At 60.3% G+C, this 15,604-nt stretch carries 14 protein-coding genes, 1 tRNA gene and 1 riboswitch; of the genes, 10 read left to right on the plus strand and 5 right to left on the minus strand.

Annotation, left to right across the window (positions count from 1 at the left end; translation table 11 throughout):
* On the minus strand, positions 1 to 341 hold a 341-nt coding region (locus HMPREF9452_RS11905; RefSeq protein ID WP_009140204.1), incomplete at its 3' end, for an IS110 family transposase.
* A 276-nt stretch (positions 342 to 617) separates the two neighbouring features.
* Between HMPREF9452_RS11905 and HMPREF9452_RS00875 the strand changes: the two genes are divergently transcribed.
* The 4 genes from HMPREF9452_RS00875 (at position 618) to HMPREF9452_RS00890 (ending at position 3,174) form a co-directional block, all read left to right on the plus strand.
* Positions 618 to 1,178 carry a PTS sugar transporter subunit IIA gene (locus HMPREF9452_RS00875; RefSeq protein WP_009140205.1) on the plus strand — a complete coding sequence of 187 codons (561 nt, stop codon included), beginning with the start codon at positions 618 to 620 and terminating at the stop codon, positions 1,176 to 1,178.
* A 114-nt stretch (positions 1,179 to 1,292) separates the two neighbouring features.
* A complete protein-coding gene (locus HMPREF9452_RS00880) occupies positions 1,293 to 2,297 on the plus strand; it encodes a nucleoid-associated protein (RefSeq protein ID WP_009140206.1) in 1,005 nt (334 codons plus the stop codon).
* Positions 2,298 to 2,330: 33 nt separating this feature from the next.
* Positions 2,331 to 2,951: an SOS response-associated peptidase family protein gene (locus tag HMPREF9452_RS00885; RefSeq protein WP_009140207.1), complete on the plus strand. Its 621-nt coding sequence runs from the start codon at positions 2,331 to 2,333 to the stop codon at positions 2,949 to 2,951.
* 19 nt (positions 2,952 to 2,970) lie between these two features.
* Positions 2,971 to 3,174 (plus strand): hypothetical protein, encoded by a 204-nt coding sequence (locus tag HMPREF9452_RS00890; protein WP_009140208.1) that lies wholly within the window; start codon positions 2,971 to 2,973, stop codon positions 3,172 to 3,174.
* A 138-nt stretch (positions 3,175 to 3,312) separates the two neighbouring features.
* Here the strand turns inward: HMPREF9452_RS00890 and dapD are convergent, their stop codons facing one another.
* The 4 genes from dapD to HMPREF9452_RS00910 all read right to left on the minus strand — a co-directional run bounded on the left by dapD (position 3,313) and on the right by HMPREF9452_RS00910 (position 7,130).
* Positions 3,313 to 4,029, minus strand: coding sequence for a 2,3,4,5-tetrahydropyridine-2,6-dicarboxylate N-acetyltransferase (gene dapD, locus HMPREF9452_RS00895; protein ID WP_009140209.1), 717 nt, complete (start codon positions 4,027 to 4,029; stop codon positions 3,313 to 3,315).
* A 101-nt stretch (positions 4,030 to 4,130) separates the two neighbouring features.
* Entirely contained in the window at positions 4,131 to 4,880 is a 750-nt protein-coding gene (gene dapB, locus HMPREF9452_RS00900; protein ID WP_009140210.1) for a 4-hydroxy-tetrahydrodipicolinate reductase, read from the minus strand.
* On the minus strand, positions 4,873 to 5,763 hold the full coding sequence (dapA, locus tag HMPREF9452_RS00905) for a 4-hydroxy-tetrahydrodipicolinate synthase (RefSeq protein WP_009140211.1): 891 nt from the start codon (positions 5,761 to 5,763) through the stop codon (positions 4,873 to 4,875). The genes dapB and dapA overlap by 8 nt, the downstream gene beginning before the upstream one ends.
* A gap of 2 nt (positions 5,764 to 5,765) precedes the next feature.
* The gene (locus HMPREF9452_RS00910; protein ID WP_009140212.1) at positions 5,766 to 7,130 is read right to left on the minus strand and encodes a diaminopimelate decarboxylase; all 1,365 of its coding nucleotides are present in this window, start codon (positions 7,128 to 7,130) and stop codon (positions 5,766 to 5,768) included.
* Positions 7,131 to 7,218: 88 nt separating this feature from the next.
* Positions 7,219 to 7,385: riboswitch (Lysine riboswitch) on the minus strand.
* Between the two features lie 275 nt (positions 7,386 to 7,660).
* Here HMPREF9452_RS00910 and HMPREF9452_RS00915 point away from each other — a divergent pair.
* The 6 genes from HMPREF9452_RS00915 (at position 7,661) to HMPREF9452_RS00940 (ending at position 15,603) form a co-directional block, all read left to right on the plus strand.
* Positions 7,661 to 8,965 carry a M20/M25/M40 family metallo-hydrolase gene (locus HMPREF9452_RS00915; RefSeq protein WP_009140213.1) on the plus strand — a complete coding sequence of 435 codons (1,305 nt, stop codon included), beginning with the start codon at positions 7,661 to 7,663 and terminating at the stop codon, positions 8,963 to 8,965.
* A 463-nt stretch (positions 8,966 to 9,428) separates the two neighbouring features.
* Positions 9,429 to 9,505, plus strand: a tRNA-Arg gene (locus HMPREF9452_RS00920).
* Positions 9,506 to 9,546: 41 nt separating this feature from the next.
* Positions 9,547 to 12,447, plus strand: coding sequence for an HAD-IC family P-type ATPase (locus HMPREF9452_RS00925; protein WP_009140214.1), 2,901 nt, complete (start codon positions 9,547 to 9,549; stop codon positions 12,445 to 12,447).
* Positions 12,448 to 12,543: 96 nt separating this feature from the next.
* A complete protein-coding gene (locus tag HMPREF9452_RS00930; RefSeq protein WP_009140215.1) occupies positions 12,544 to 13,647 on the plus strand; it encodes a zinc ribbon domain-containing protein in 1,104 nt (367 codons plus the stop codon).
* Positions 13,648 to 13,734: 87 nt separating this feature from the next.
* A complete protein-coding gene (locus HMPREF9452_RS00935) occupies positions 13,735 to 14,277 on the plus strand; it encodes a peptidylprolyl isomerase (protein ID WP_040362079.1) in 543 nt (180 codons plus the stop codon).
* Between the two features lie 39 nt (positions 14,278 to 14,316).
* A complete protein-coding gene (locus HMPREF9452_RS00940; RefSeq protein ID WP_009140217.1) occupies positions 14,317 to 15,603 on the plus strand; it encodes a tetratricopeptide repeat protein in 1,287 nt (428 codons plus the stop codon).
* The last annotated feature ends 1 nt before the right edge of the window (position 15,604 follow it).

Below are 15,604 nucleotides of genomic sequence, written 5' to 3' on the forward strand. Positions count from 1 at the left end.
ACCTCGACGACGTTGCGGCAGGCGAGGAGCCTGGCGAGCCACTCGGCGTCGCGCCGGTCGTTCTTGCGCCCGCGGTCGGCGGCCGGCCGGTGCATCTTGGAGACGGCGCCTACGGCGCAGTCGACGCCGAGCGCCCTCAGGGCGCGGCAGAGGTGGAAGCCGGTCGGGCCGCTCTCGTACACCGCCTTGGGCGACTCGAACCCCAGTGCCCACTCGGCGACCGACGCGGGGTCGTATCCGAACCTTGCGCGGGACACCTCGCCGGTCATGGGGTCGAAGGCGCATGCGGAGATGCTCCTCGCGTGGACGTCGAGACCGATGGCTGTGACATAATTGGACATGGCGGGCCCCTCTCCGTCGCATGTGGCGCGCGGCCACGGTTGGCGCTACGACCATTGTCGCCCGACCCACGATAGAGCTGCAAGGGGAGGGGCTCCCAATGTTCAACTCATATCGTCTCGTTTCCGCCTCATCTGGCGATGCAAGGAGGCGGTCATCCGCGTTTGTTGGATGATTGCTGGGTATTGTGGCCAGTTTTGCGTCTTGCTTGGGTAATATGTAGCTACTGGCGAGGCGGGCGGTAGGCCTTTGTCTCATTACCCTGCAGGAGGCTGCATATGATTCTTGTGGACAAGATCAAGAAGAGCCTGGGATTCTCTTCCGAGACGGTGGAGCATCCCAGTGCTACGTTCGCAACCAGGCCGGATTCCATCTACGCCCCCATCTCGGGCGTTCTGGTAGAGCTTTCGGAGATTGACGACGATTCCATCTCATCCGGTTTGTTTGGCCGCGGCTACGGCATCGTCCCCGTTGGCAACGTCATCTACGCCCCCGCTAACGGCCGCATCGCCGCCACCACCGTCAGCAACCACTCTATCGGTCTGCGCACCGATAACGGCATCGAGCTTATCATTCACGTTGGTATCGACACCGTCAAGATGGAGGGCAAGGGCTTCAACCGCCTGGTTGAGTCCGAGCAAGAGGTCAAAGCCGGCCAGCCCATTCTGGTTTTCGATGACGACGCTATCAAGGCCGCGGGCTACGATGACGTGGTTACGGTTATCGTCACCAGCCCGTCGCTGCTTGATAAGGTGAAGCTCGTCGGCCAGTCCAACACGCTGTTCGCCGATCATCCGTTGGTCAAGATCGGTGACCCGCTCGTGGTCGTCAAGGCCTAACGGCGTGCGTGGAGTCCAAGGGCTTCTCGTTCATTCATATCGATTGGGAGCGCCCCTGCCTTACGGGTACGGCGGCGCTCCTTTTATGCGTATCAACGGGTAGTTAGAGGTTACATGAAAGTCAATCACGCCATCTTGCATATTCTCGATTTCGAGTCGGCCGTAAACGTCATGTCGCAGCGCGAGCTCGACCTGGACACGCGGGCGGTGAGGTCCTTTGTCACCTCACACCTGCGTCGCGCCCGTACTTCCGGTGATAACAAACGCGGGGCGTTCGCCGAGAACAGCGCCTTTGCCGGTGAGCTTAAGAGCTTCTTCTTTGGCGAGCGCGACTTCATCGATTTGTCCCAGCAGATCGCGGAATTTGTCTCCGGTGAGCTTGCAAAGGCGGAGAAGGTTGAGTCGACCGATGTCTTTGTGGCGGATTTTGAGGACGATGACGACGTCCGCTGGTTCGCCGTCATGCTTATGAACAGCCGCATGGCGTTTATGCACGAGGTAGCGCGCGAGGGCGGCGAGGTTCGCAACGATATCGCCCGTCATTACGCGATTCTGCCCAGCCCTTCGCAAAAGGTGGCATCGTTCGCGTTGGTTCGCGCCAGCACCATGGACGTTTATTTCCAGGACAAGAAGCGCAAGATCGCCGGCGAAGATACCTTCTTGATTCCCGACGGCCTGCTGCAGTGCGGGACAGGGGTTTCCGGCAAAGAGGTTATCGATGCCGTGACGCGCGTGGTGGAGCAGGTGGCGGAAGAGCATGGCGCCAATACCGCGGTGGCCCTCGCCAAAGCGAAGGCTGCTGTTGCCGAGGCAGTGGAAGAGGACGAGGAGCTTCCGCCGTGGGATATTGTGGACGAGGCGTTTGAGGATGAGCCCGTTATGCGCGACGCCATCAAGGCGAGCCTAAAGGAGGAGCGCCTGCCCGAGCGCGTTCCGGTGGAGCGCGCGCAGGTTGAACGCGCGGCGGTCCGCAACCATAAGATCCGTACCGACACCGGCATAGAGATCAGCTTTCCTGCGGAAATGGTCGACAATCCGGATTACATTGAGTTTGTGAACGAGCCCAATGGACTAATCTCCATTTCTCTGCGCAATATCGGCAGTTTCGAGAACCGATAGGCGTTTGACTCGGCGATGGGGGAGGGAGGCTCTATGTGTGTTCGCATGTGCCCTTTAAGCTTTGAGGAGGCTCAGGATGCGCTCGAGGCCCGTAAGCAAACGGGCAGGGCGAGGGTGAAGCGCGCGGACGAATTCGATGCCGATTTCGATGCGTATCCCGGCGCTCGCGTTCCCGCCTATGTGCCTGGTCCAGACGGCAATCTTGTCACCGTGGCCCTTACGTGGGGTTTTTCGCTTGAGGGTAAGAAGGGATCCGTCTACAACACGCGCATAGAGTCCGCTTTAGAACAACTTCGCCAAGGGAGGCGCGGCATGTGGGCCAACGCGATAGCTCGTGGGCGATGCCTGGTTCCCGTTTGGGCATTTTGCGAGGGACACCGCACAGAAACCGAATTGAGCGAGAAGACGGGAAAGCCCGTTCGCCGTCAGTACAGGTTTAGGCTGCAGCATGCCGGCGCATTTTTGCTAGCCGGCGTTCAGCAAGAAGGCCAGCTATCCATCGTTACTACCCAGCCCAATGCAGCCGTCTCTCCCGTGCACGATCGTATGCCGTTGGTGCTTGGGGCGGGGGAGTCGAGCATCTGGTTGGGTGCAGATTTTGCAACGCTGGCGGACAGGTCGGCGATTCAACTTACTGCAATTTCCGAACACTGATGAGTGCGTGGAGGTTTACGTGAACGATAGGGCAAGGGAATCTAAAGGCGGCAATCTGTGGGTAATTGCTTTTGACAAGGAGACCGGTGAGTGCGTCGACTTTGTTAGTTGCCCCAAGGGTCAGGTTCCCGCGCACACGATGATCTTCGAAATGAAGGGCTATCGCGTGGAGGTTCTTGACGGCGATGAGCTTGATAAAAGAATCTCCCAGGGGCTCAGGTGACTTAGCGAGGGTTCGTGGAGTCCTCCGTGCACGGCAAGTGACAAGGGCTAACGAAAAGCCCCTCCGCTTGCCTGCGGGATGCTTCGCGAAGCGCGCATCCTAACAGTAAACGGAGGGGCACCTTTTGCGTGTTTGTCCTTACAGTTGACGCAGGCCCTCTTCCAGGCCTGTCTTGCTATCGGTCTTTTCATCGCGTTGTTTAATCACGCGAGCGGGAACGCCGGCGACAACGGTGTTATCGGGAACGTCCTCGACAACGACAGCGCCCGCTGCGACAACCGCGCCTCTGCCAACGTGGACGCCTTCGAGCACCACGGCGTTGGCGCCGATCATGACGCCGTCCTCGATAATCACGGGTGTGGCGCTTGCCGGCTCGACTACGCCCGCGAGCACGGTGCCTGCGCCAATGTGGCAGTTCTTGCCCACCGTGGCGCGGCCGCCCAGGATGGCGCCCATGTCGATCATGGTTCCCTCGCCGATGACAGCGCCGATGTTAATGACGGCGCCCATCATGATGACGGCGTTGTCGCCGATGGAGACGCGATCGCGAATGATCGCGCCGGGCTCGATGCGCGCGTTGACGCCCTTGGTGTCGAGCAGGGGCACGGCGGAGTTGCGGCAGTCGTTCTCGACCTCGTAGTAATCGATGGAGTCGGCGCTGTCCTGCAGGATGCCGGACAGCTCGCCCCAGTCACCGAAGATGATCTTGCCCTTGCGGCCACCGAAGACATGCGCGCCCTTCCAGTCAATTCGCTGACCGGGCTTTTCGCGAACATACAGCTTCACCGGCGTCTTCTTCTCCGCGCAGCGGATGAAATCGATGATTTCTTGGGCGTTCATCTGGGTGTTGTCCATGGTGTTCCTCTCTTTGCAAGAATCTGTACTGGTTTGAGTGCCTGGTTGATGGCGTCCCCTGCAGGTTGGTTTGGTCTGCGGAGGGGAAATCTGCCGCAAAATCAGTCGAACATGACCTGATCAAAGGTGTAGAAGCCGGGCTGACGCGTCGCCATCTTGAGCGCTGCGGCAAGTGCGCCGTTGACAAATATCTGGCGGCTGCCGGCACGGTGCGTAAGCGTGACCTCTTCGTCCGGGCCAAAGAAGGAGACCGTGTGCACGCCCGCCACGGTGCCGCCGCGAAGAGAGTGCATGCCGATCTCGTGCGGGTCGCGCGCACCGCACATACCGGAGCGGCCAAACACGGGGGAATACTCCCCGCGGCCGGCGGCTGCCTGGGCATCCATAACGGCATCGAGCAGTAGATTCGCCGTTCCGCTGGGCGCATCGACCTTTTGGTTGTGATGCGTCTCACAGATCTCCACGTCAAAGCCGGGGAGCTCGCGGGCCGCTTGGGCCGTGAGGTGGCGCAGGGCCGCAACGCCTATGGAGTAGTTGCCCGAGTGCAGGACGGCGACGTCGTTGCCCAGCACGCGCAGGCGCTCCATCTCGTCCACGGAATAGCCGGTTGTGCCGCTAACCAGGGCGCATTCGCATCGCTTCACGTAGGCCTCGACCGCGGGCAGGGTCGCGACGTTTGAGAAGTCGATCAGCACGTCCGCTGCGGGCGCGGCTTGAGTCCGTTCAAGGTCGAATCCGATTTGGGCCACTACGTTAAAGACGGGGTTTTGATCTGCGTCGCGCATGGCCTCTGCTGTCTGGCGAATGAGCGATCCCATGCGGCCGTTACCCATGATGGCGATGTTAAGCAACTAGACCAGCCTCCTTCAAGGCGGAACGCAGCGCCTGGGCGGCGCCGTTTGACATGGCGGTAAGCGGCAGGCGGTAATTCGCCTCGATCATTCCCATCTGTGCCAGGGCCTCTTTGACGGGAATGGGATTCACCTCGCTAAACAGCCCGTGGATAAGGGGGAGCGCGGCGAGCTGCAGGCTGCGTGCGGTCTCAACGTCGCCGTCCAGGAAGGCCGCGCACATGTGGTGCACCTCGCGCGGCTGAAGGTTTGCCCATACGGATATGGTGCCGCTTGCACCAAGCGACATCAGCGGTACGGTGAGCGCATCCTCGCCCGAATACATGCGGAAGCCATCGTTGATAAAGCACGCGGCGTCGGCGGCGAATCCCACGTTGCCGGAAGCCTCCTTGAGGCCCATGACGTTAGGGTGCACGGCGAGGCGCTCGATGTTGCGCAGCGAGATGGAGCAGCCGGTGCGGCCGGGGATGTTGTAGAGGATGCAGGGGATGTCCACCGCGTCGGCGACTTCTTTGAGGTGCTGGTAGATGCCTTCCTCGTTGCTTTTGTTGTAGTAGGGGGTGATGATGAGCAGGCCGTCTGCTCCCAGTTCTTGGTAGGCCAGGCTCTTCTCCACCATGGTTTGCGTGCAGTTGGAACCTGATCCGGCGATTACGGGGATGCGGCCCCCAACCTGCTTGACCACGGCCTGGACCACGGCGTTGTCCTCTTCATGCGTCATGGTGGACGATTCGCCCGTTGTACCCAGGATCAATAAGCCGTCCGTATGGTTCTGCAGGTGGAAGTCCACCAGGTGAGACAGGGCTTCGAAGTCGATTGAGCCATCGCTCGCAAACGGCGTCACAAGCGCGACGATCGATCCCGTGAGTTCGCGTGCATCCATGGTTACTCGTCCTTTCCGCCGCAATCGCGGCAAGCGTTGATCAGGGCGCGTCCTTCTGGCAAAACGTCCAGGGTCGCAAAGTAGTCATCCGGCCGTTCGGCGCGTCGAATGAGTTCGTCGGTGCCATCGGAGCGCAGCAGCACCTCGGCGGAGCGCAGGCGTCCGTTGTAGTTGTAGCCCATAGAGTGTCCGTGGGCACCGGTGTCGTGAATCACCAGCAGGTCACCTATGTCTATATGGGGCATGGCGCGGTCGACGGCGAACTTGTCGTTGTTCTCGCACAGGTTGCCCACAATGTCGTAGACGGCGTCTGCGGAGGCGTGCGTCTTGTCCGGACCACCTGGCTGGCCCACTACGGTGACGTGGTGATAGGCGCCGTACATAGCCGGGCGAATGAGGTTGCATGCGTTGGCATCTACGCCAACGTAGTGCTTGTAGATGTCCTTGGTGTGGATGGCGCGCGTGACCAAGCAGCCATAGGGGCCCATCACAAAGCGGCCCATCTCAGCAAAGACGGCTACATCGTCCATGCCCGCTGGAACCAAGATCTCCTCATAGGCGCGGCGAACGCCCTCGCCGATGGCGCGGATGTCGTTTGCCTGCTGTTCGGGACGATAGGGGATGCCCACGCCGCCGGAGAGGTTGATAAAGCCAACGCGGCAGCCGGTCTCCTCCTGCAGTCGGCGCGCGAGGTCGAATAGAATGCGCGCGAGCGCAGGGTAGTATTCATTGGTTACGGTGTTGCTTGCAAGAAAGGCGTGCAGGCCAAAGGTTTCGGCGCCCTTTTCCTTTAGCATGCGGTAGGCGTCGAAAAGCTGCTCCTCGGTCATGCCGTACTTGGAGTCGCCGGGGTTATCCATGATGCCGTTTGCTAGCTGGAACAGCCCGCCTGGGTTGAAGCGGCAGCTTACGGTTTTGGGGACAGCGCCGGCCGTGCGCTCAAAGAAGTCGATGTGGGTGATATCGTCAAAATTGATGGTGGCGCCAAGCTCGCTTGCAAGCGCGAAGTCCGCTGCGGGCGTGTTGTTGGACGAGAACATGATGTCAGATCCCGTGATGCCCAGCGAGCGGGCGATCATAAGCTCGGTATCGCTTGAACAGTCGGCGCCGCACCCGTATTCGCGCAGGATCGAGATAAGCCGCGGGTTGGGATTGGCCTTTACGGCAAAGTACTCCTTGAATCCCGGGTTCCATGCAAAGGCGTCGCGGATGGCCTCCATATTCTTGCGTATGCCCGCCTCATCATACAGATGGAAGGGGGTTGGATAGTGCTGCACTAGGCTTTCGATCTGTTCTTTTGTGGCAAAGGGCTGTTTGGCCGCATAGGCGCGGTCCAGGTCTTCTTGGTTTTGCTGATGGTCTTCCATCTGTGGCCTTCCTGTGCGGCACGGGGCTTGTTCGCAGTCCTCGTCCGCGCACGGGGGCATGAAATACCGCCCCGGCGACCAAGAAATCACTTCGAATAGCACCCCTGCATGCTTGCAGACAGTCCCGGACGTGTTTCGCACGGGCCCACCCAAACCTCCGCGCCCGGAGGTAGGATTCGGCGGGTTTGCCTCCGCACGGGGTCGACGCCTGCCGGCTCGCCCGCGCATCTTCGCGCCCGCGCCTCTATCGAGTAGAGATACTTTATCATGGCGAAGCGTCTATTTGGCGCAATAGTTGGTTCGTTACCGTTTTAAAACAATTCGATTCCAAAGAGCGTCCGTGCGGGCACCCGCCCCGTATAATGGCGCAACGTTTTGCTGATGGGCCGCGCGTGGTGCGGTCTTATAAAGACGACCGCAGGTGCTATTGGTAACGGTTGTATGCGGCTGCTGCGGATTTCGCAACCGATGTGGATTGTGCGGTCGATGCAGGCGATGGGGAAGATGCGGATCAGGAAGGGGCTTTGTAGATGAGTGCATGGATGCTTGGCGCTCCCGTTGACACCGTGGCGGGTGCGGACGCGGAGTGGATTCTTGGGGAGCTGCGTCGCCATCGTCAAGCGTTGCACCGCATACCGGAGCTCGATTTTGAACTTCCGCGCACCATCGAGTACGTCCGTCACCATTTGGACGGCCTTTCCTGCGAGGTCTTTGAGCCCTGCCGCTCTTGCGTGTGCGCGTACTTTGATGCCGGATGCGATTCCACCGTCGCCGTCCGCGCGGATATGGACGCCCTTCCCATCACGGAGCGGTCCTGCGCGCCGACACCCTCGGAAACCCCGGGGCACATGCACGCCTGCGGCCATGATGCGCATATGGCCATGGCACTGACGTTTGCCAGCGTGGTAGACCGCGCAATCGCTAGCGAAAGCGCCTTCGTTGCGGATGACGCGGGGACGTGCGGCGCGGGGGAGCGCGAAGATGGGGGATGCGAAGCCCAATCCTCGTCCAAAAAATGCACCGCACCCGCCTCTAACGTGTTGTTTATCTTTCAGCCTGCGGAGGAGACCACGGGCGGCGCCAGGTCCGTCTGCGAATCCGGCGTGTTCGAGCGCTATGGAGTGAGCGCGATCTTTGGATTCCACGTATGGCCCGACCTGCCGGCGGGCACGGTGGCGTCTCGTCCCGGCCCGCTGTTCGCCCGTTCCAGCGAGACGCACATCGACATCAAGGGCGTGTCCGCGCATATCGCCGCCACCTACGTTGTCCCTGACGAGCAGACTCATGATGCGATGCTTGCCGCCGCTCGCTTTGTCGAGGGCGCGCGCCGTCTGATGATGCAGTTGGGCGAGCGCGAGTACTGTATCGCCAAGTTTGGCCTGCTGCGCGCCGGCACGGTGTGCAACGCGGTTGCGGACGACGCCCATATCGAGGGCAGCATACGCGTGTATTCCGACCAGCTGTTCGACGCGGCGCGCGACGGCGTGCGCTCCTGCCTGGAGGACGCCTGTGTCTCGACCGGCTGTACCTACGAGGTCTCTTTTGCGTCGGGCTACCCGCCCGTCATCAATGATGCGGCGCTGTTCGAGCGTGCTCGCGCGGCGGTTCCCCATATGATGGAGCTTGATTCTCCGTCGCTCACCGCCGAGGACTTCTCTTTTTACCAGCAGCGTATCGCTGGGCTGTTTATGCTGCTGGGCGTGGGGGCGTGCCCGGCGTGTCCCGGCGGAGCCACGTCCTCGCTGCATGCGGATGACCTTTACTTCGACGAAGAGCCCCTGCTGGCAGGCGTCGATACGTATTGCAGGCTGTTGGGGTTGGGGCCGATCGCGTAGCCGTGCCCGCGTTTCGGCTTCGTGCGCGCCGCCGGGCTTATGGAGCCGCCGGCGCCTGACCGCAGCGGTGGCGCTGTACCAAATAATGGCTTAGTGCGGAGGTTGGGACAAATAGTCGCTTAGTGCGGTCCCGAGTGCGACAAATAATGCGTTAGTGCGGAAAGGGCGACATATAGCATGGGTACCTTATGAATAGGGCTTTTATGTCGGCCAAGCTAGAAGGCTTGGGCGATGCCGTCTGATGAATAGGTAAAGCTCGTCAGGCCCTCTCCAGTCCGCACTAACGCGCTATTTGGCCAAACCTCCGCACTAACGCGTTTTTTGACACACCGCCCTTCACGCACTAAGGCGTTATTTGGCACAGCGGCCCGCGCCGCCGACGTCCGCGCCACGCGCGCGGATCCACGAACGCAAAAAAAGTACGTCTCGCGCTATGCCGTTTGGGTATAATCATTTTCACCGTGCCCCGTTAGCTCAGTGGATTAGAGCGTCTGCCTCCGGAGCAGAAGGCCGTAGGTTCGAACCCTATACGGGGCACCATTCCTTCTTTTCGTTTGACTTGCTCAATCATTGGATGGTGTATGTCTAGCTCCTCGTTCGACCCCTCTTTGCTCGATGCGAAGGCGGAGGAGGTGCCGCAGACTCACCCCACAGAGCTTCGCGGCCTTACGTCCGCCCAAGTGGAAGAGCGCATTTCCCAGGGCAAGATCAATCTCAACACCGATCTTAAAACCAAATCCATCAAAGAGCTGTTCATAGAGAACCTCTGCACGCTCTTCAACCTCATTAACCTTGTTCTGTCCATTTTGGTTCTTGTCACCGGGGCCTTTAAGAACCTCACGTTTTTGGGCGTGGTGTTCTTGAATACCGCCATCGGTGTCGTCCAGTCGGTTCGATCTAAACGCATGGTCGATAAGCTCACCCTGCTCGCTACCAAGCGCGTCGTCGCCATCCGCGACGGGGAAGAGGTCGAGCTCGACCTTGACCAGATCGTATTGGACGATTTGGTGCGCCTTGGCCGTGGCGACCAAATTCCCGCGGACGCCGTCGTGGTTTCCGGCGACGCCCAGGTAAACGAGAGCCTGCTTACGGGTGAGAGCAACCTAATTCGCAAGCAACCCGGCAGCAGTCTCATGAGTGGCAGCTTTATCGATTCCGGTATGGTGTTCGCGCGTGTTATCCACGTTGGCGCGGACAACTACGTTGCCAAGATCAATAACGAGGCCAAATACGTCAAGAAGGTCAATTCGGAAATCATGAACGCGCTCAACGCGATCGTGCGCTTCGCCAGCGTCATCATGATTCCGCTGGGCCTTGCGCTGTTTGTCTCAAGCGTGCACGAGTCCTATATCAAAACCGCTCCTCAGGACCTTACGATTATGTCCTGGCTGTTCTCGGGGCAGGCGCCGTGGCACTCCATCTCCGATGCGATTCTCACCACCGTGGGCGCTCTGCTGGGCATGATCCCGCAAGGCTTGGTCTTGCTCACCTCGTCCGTTCTTGCAATCGCCACCATCCGGCTGGCGCGCCGCAAGGTGCTTGCCCAACAGCTCTATTGCATCGAGACCCTCGCTCGCGTCGATGTGCTGTGCTTGGATAAAACGGGCACTATCACCTCTGGGCGCATGCAGGTTGAGGGTACCTATCCCATAGCTGTGGGCGAGTTTGAGGGCGAAGCCAAACATGGCGTGCCCGCGGGCGTATCCGTTCTCGATTTCGCCCTCGCCAACATCGCGCAGGCCACATCCATGGATGCTAACGAGACCTGTAAGGCCCTGCTCGACCATTACAGGGATTCCGGTGTGCCTATCAAGGATCCTTGCTCCGTCATACCATTCTCGTCAGCGAAAAAATGGAGCGGAGCCTCTTTTGACGAAGGTTCCTTCATCATGGGCGCGGCCCAGTTTGTACTCTCTCCGCATGCGTTCGCGTTGGTCGAGAACCGCGTCGCGGCTCTCGCCGATACGTGCCGCGTGCTTGTGGTTGCCTGCGTGGACGGGTTTACGGACGAGGGCGACATGATAGGCGAGGCTCGGCCCGTTGGCTTCGTCACCATTCGCGATGAGATTCGCTCGAGTGCGGCTGAGACCATCCGCTATTTTTGCGAGCAGGGCGTAACTCTCAACGTGATTTCCGGTGACGATCCCAGGACGGTTGCGTCCATCGCACGCGTGGTGGGAGTTCCCGGCGCGGGGCAGTTCGTCGACGCCACCACGCTCGATACGCCCGCCAAGATCGATGCCGCCGTGGACCGCTATCACGTTTTTGGCCGCGTCACCCCGCAGCAAAAGCGCGAGCTCGTGGTCGCGTTGAAGAAGCGCGGGCACACGGTTGCCATGACCGGCGACGGGGTCAACGACGTGCTCGCGCTCAAAGAGGCCGATTGCTCGGTCGCCATGGCCGCCGGTTCCGATGCGGCGCGCAATGTTGCAGAGATCGTCTTGGTCGATAACGACTTCGCTTCTATGCCCGCGGTGGTGGCAGAGGGCAGGCGGTCCATCAACAACCTGCAGCGCTCCGCCGCGCTCTTCCTCACCAAAACCCTGTTCTCCATGGGCTTGGCGGCGCTGTGCATCGCTTTTCCCCCATATCCCTTCCAGCCCATCACCATGACGCTGATCAACTTCTTCTGCATCGGCTTCCCCAGTTTTGTGCTGGCGCTCGAGCCCAACAACTCGCGCGTGAGCGGATCGTTCCTCATCAACGTGCTTAAGAAGGCGCTTCCCGCCGCTGCCACCGTCGTCATTTCGTCCGTTGCCTGCATGGCTGCTTCCACGCTGCTTGGTTTGGATGAGTACCAGTTGTCGACTTTCTGCCTGGTCGCAACCTGCTCGGTGGGCGCGGCCCTTATCTGGCGCATTTCCTGGCCGTTTACGCCGCTTCGCGCCGTCGTGTTCGTTTTTGTGGTCGCGGGTATCGGCATAGGCATCACGTTGTTCCCGGACTTCTTCTCCATCGCTTCGCTCACGTGGGGCCAGGCGATCGTGCTCGCCGCCATTGTTGCGGTCGGTTGCCTGCTGTTCTTCAAACTGGCGGATCTGTGCGAGACCTCGCTTGAGAGGCGCACCCGTTCTGCTACAGGTTTCGGCCGAGGTGTTCGCGTTAAACTCGGGCGCCGCGGTAAGAGCGTTTCGTCCACCGGCTCGGCGTTCAGACGCGCCGTGCAGACGGGGCGCGCCCGCGTGGAGCGTAACCGCACCCAGCGTGAACTCAAGCGCGCTCAATCGGAGGCCCTGCGCGCGGTCGAGACGGGGCATGAGGCTGACATGCCGGCAAAACAGGTCGAGCCTGGTCGGCCCGCTTTGACGCGCGTCACGCAGCAGCGCGCGGCGTCGCGCGCCTCATCGGTTGCCAGGGCGTCCGCAAGCTCTATGAAGGTTGAAAAGTCTTCGTCCGGCATCACGGTCAAGATGCCCACAAGGGGCGCTCGGCGTCTCAAAGGCAAGCCGCGGCCCAAAAAGGACGACAAGGAAATCTCATAGCGTCGCGTGGTTTTCTCGTAGCCGCGGCTAAGATGGTTCTATCCTCATGAGAGCGTATATTGGCTACGGCTTGGTTCCTATGCGAAGGGTTACAACGTGATCTGCCCCCATTGCTTCAAGACAATCGAAGATGACGCTTCCTTCTGTCCGCATTGCAGCACGTATGTAGGCGGCGCGGAAGTTTCCGTGCACGATGAGTTTGTATTTTGCGAGGGGTGCGGTGCCAGGCTTTCCGCGCATGATCGCACCTGCCCTAAGTGCGGCCGTCCTGCGCCGGGCATTCTGTCTACCAAATCCTCCTCGTCCGATCTCGCCGCCGGCAAGACCGCGAGCTTTCCGCGTCTAACGCAGAGCATGATCGAGTCCGAGATGCCCTCGCCCCGTCCGTCTGCCCCCACTGCGGCGCAGGTTCTCTCTGACTCGATGGATCCGTCCGCGACCAATGTTTTGCGCGCCTCCGACATCGAGGCCGCTGCGGCCTCGCCGTCTTCCGACGTCGATCCCTACCATAAGCCCAAGAAGCGCTACGTCAAGCCGCTCGTCTGCTCTGCGCTCGCAATCGCCCTGGTGGGCGGCGGAGCCTATTTTGTCATGGAGGATCCCTTGGGTGTGATGCCCGGGTTCTATCAAGCGTTTGAGGAGGCGGCCCGCGATATGTACCCTAGCCGTCAGCTTCCGCAAGGCTCCTCGCCCGCGTCTTCTGAAAGCCAGGCGTCGACGCAGTCCGTGGAGATGACGGATGAGCGCGTCTTTCAGATCCTGAGCTCGTCTTACAACAAGATCGTCTCTGCGTATGACTCCCTGGGCACCATAATCGATGATTACGAGTACGGCTTTATCGCTAATGACAAGTCCGTTCGCCAGGATAAGTCCTCCAGCGCGTATGCCGCCCGCGACGCGCTTGATCAGGTTGTGGACGAGATCGGTCAGCTTGATTTGGACGAGGATTCCGTCTACTACGAGGACGCGCAGCGTCTTATCCAACTTGCGGGATGGGCACGTACGCGCGTCGATGTGTACTGCGCCTCATGGGATATCTCCTTGGCCGTACCGGAAGGGGAGAAGCCCTCTGCCCATCAGTCGGATATCTTGGCGCCGTTGAGGGACCGCACGCAAGAGGATTCCGAGGCGCGCGATTCCTACTACGCCAACGTGGTTCAGTGGAAACCCGTTGAGAAAGACGGCGCTTCTGCGGAATAATCCCGCTCGCATGCCGAATTCGTGAACAAGCCGCCCTTTTGCTAAAATTGCAAGGATGACTATTTCTTGACGGCGGAAGGGCTGCTCATGTTTGGTAAGAAACTTCACACTCCCGAGTACACGCTTGCCGGTGACGAGGTCGCCGTCATCGAGACGTCCCAGGGTACCATTCGCGTGCGCCTGGACGGTGAGGGCGCACCCATCCACGTCGCTAATTTCTGCGAGCTTTCTACCATGGGTTTCTATGATGGGTTGAAGTTCCATCGCTATGTTCCCGGCTTTGTCATCCAGGGCGGCTGCCCCAATACCCGCGACATGACGCGCGACGAGGTCGCTCGCGGCCTCGAGGGCCCCGACGGCATGCCCGGCACCGGCGGCCCGGGCTATTGCATCAAGGCCGAGTACCTCACCAACCCAAATAACAGCCATGAGGACGGCGCGCTTGCCATGGCCCGTTCCATGAACCCCGATTCCGCCGGTTCCCAGTTCTACTTCTGCCTTGGTCCGCAGCACAACCTTGATTCCGGCTACACGGTGTTTGGCAGCACTATCGAGGGCAAGGACGTCATTTCCAAGCTGCGCGCCGGAGACGAGATTGTCCACGTCGAGATTGTCCACGAGACACGCTAGGCGCATGCCCGGCACCAAGCTATAAACGAAGGAGCATATATGAACGCACAGCTTATGGACCAGGCCCGCGCAGCGTACCGTGCCGGAGATTTTTCCTCCGCCGCCCAGCTATTCGCCTCTGCCAAGACTGCTGACGAGATTTGCGGCGAGGCCGATCACCTTCGCGGTAACTCTTTGATGAGGCTCGGCCTTTTCCAGGATGCTGCCGACGCTTATTCCGCCGCTTTGCGCGATGCTTCGTATGGAAAGTCCGGCGCTTTGCTAACCAATCAGGGCAAAGCTCTCGCCGCCGCCGGCGACCTTACAGGGGCCGCGAACAGCTTCGGTCTTGCCGTGCAGGATTCCTCCTATGCGACCCCGTACAAGGCGTACATGGGCCTTGGTAACGCTCTGTTGAAGAGCGGTAACCCTACGGACGCCGGCGTGGCGTTCCGCTCCGCCGCCATCGACGGAGCCAATCCCGCTCCGGCTGCCGCACTGATGAATCTCGGCGACTGCTTCTTGCTCATTTCTCGTCCCGAAGATGCAGTCGAGGCCTACCGCACCGCACTTGACTTCGTCGGGCCTCACGATGATCCGCGCGCTATCAACGCCGGCCTCGGCCAGGCGCTTGCTGCCGCCGGTCGTTACGCTGATGCTATCGAGGCATTTGGCCGCGCCACTTCAGACGGTATCTATCAACTTACGCCCGAGCAGCAGCAGTCGCTCGCCACGGCGCAGGACACCCTGTCCGCCCAGCGCTCCATGGCTCCTACCGTTCCGCAGACCACCGGCGCCTATGCTCCCGGCGTCGACCCCCTCGATCCGCTGGGACAGTCCGGCAACCTTATTCCCGATCCTTCCGATACCGGTTTCTTCACCCTTTCGGAGTCTGAGATGATTCAGCAGGATAAGAAGGAGATGAAGGTCCGCCGTCGCCATCGCCATGTTGGACTTAAGATCTTCCTGGTCATTTTGCTGCTCGTTCTTATCGCCGCCGGCGGACTTGGCTTTGCCTATACCCGCGGATATGGCTACCCCACCCAGCAAGATACGCTTACCAAGCTGTTCGAGGCGGTAACCAACGGAACCGAGACCGATTCCTATCTTGCTCCCGGCCTTTCTGACGATGCTAAGTCCGTGCTCGTTTCTTCCATTCCCGAGGGCTCCGTCCCCACTATCCAGGGTCTCGATAAGTCTATGACCGAGAGCACCGCGACCGTGTCCGTTGAGCTTTCCAAGGGCGGCAGCATGGATTACACCGTTGATTTTGTTCGCGAGGGCATCGGCTGGGTCGTTTCCGGCATCTCCATTGATTTCGGTGACGCTGACTCCGCGTCTGAATAGA

This window comes from Collinsella tanakaei YIT 12063 (assembly GCF_000225705.1).
Lineage (GTDB): Bacteria > Actinomycetota > Coriobacteriia > Coriobacteriales > Coriobacteriaceae > Collinsella > Collinsella tanakaei.

Coding starts and splice junctions, on each gene's coding strand:
- HMPREF9452_RS00875 (WP_009140205.1), top strand. CDS start 618: ATGATTCTTGTGGACAAGATCAAGAAGAGCCTGGGATTCTCTTCCGAG.
- HMPREF9452_RS00885 (WP_009140207.1), top strand. CDS start 2,331: ATGTGTGTTCGCATGTGCCCTTTAAGCTTTGAGGAGGCTCAGGATGCG.
- HMPREF9452_RS00935 (WP_040362079.1), top strand. CDS start 13,735: ATGTTTGGTAAGAAACTTCACACTCCCGAGTACACGCTTGCCGGTGAC.
- HMPREF9452_RS00925 (WP_009140214.1), top strand. CDS start 9,547: ATGTCTAGCTCCTCGTTCGACCCCTCTTTGCTCGATGCGAAGGCGGAG.
- HMPREF9452_RS00940 (WP_009140217.1), top strand. CDS start 14,317: ATGAACGCACAGCTTATGGACCAGGCCCGCGCAGCGTACCGTGCCGGA.
- HMPREF9452_RS00915 (WP_009140213.1), top strand. CDS start 7,661: ATGAGTGCATGGATGCTTGGCGCTCCCGTTGACACCGTGGCGGGTGCG.
- HMPREF9452_RS00910 (WP_009140212.1), bottom strand. CDS start 7,130: ATGGAAGACCATCAGCAAAACCAAGAAGACCTGGACCGCGCCTATGCG.
- dapA (WP_009140211.1), bottom strand. CDS start 5,763: ATGGATGCACGCGAACTCACGGGATCGATCGTCGCGCTTGTGACGCCG.
- HMPREF9452_RS00880 (WP_009140206.1), top strand. CDS start 1,293: ATGAAAGTCAATCACGCCATCTTGCATATTCTCGATTTCGAGTCGGCC.
- dapD (WP_009140209.1), bottom strand. CDS start 4,029: ATGGACAACACCCAGATGAACGCCCAAGAAATCATCGATTTCATCCGC.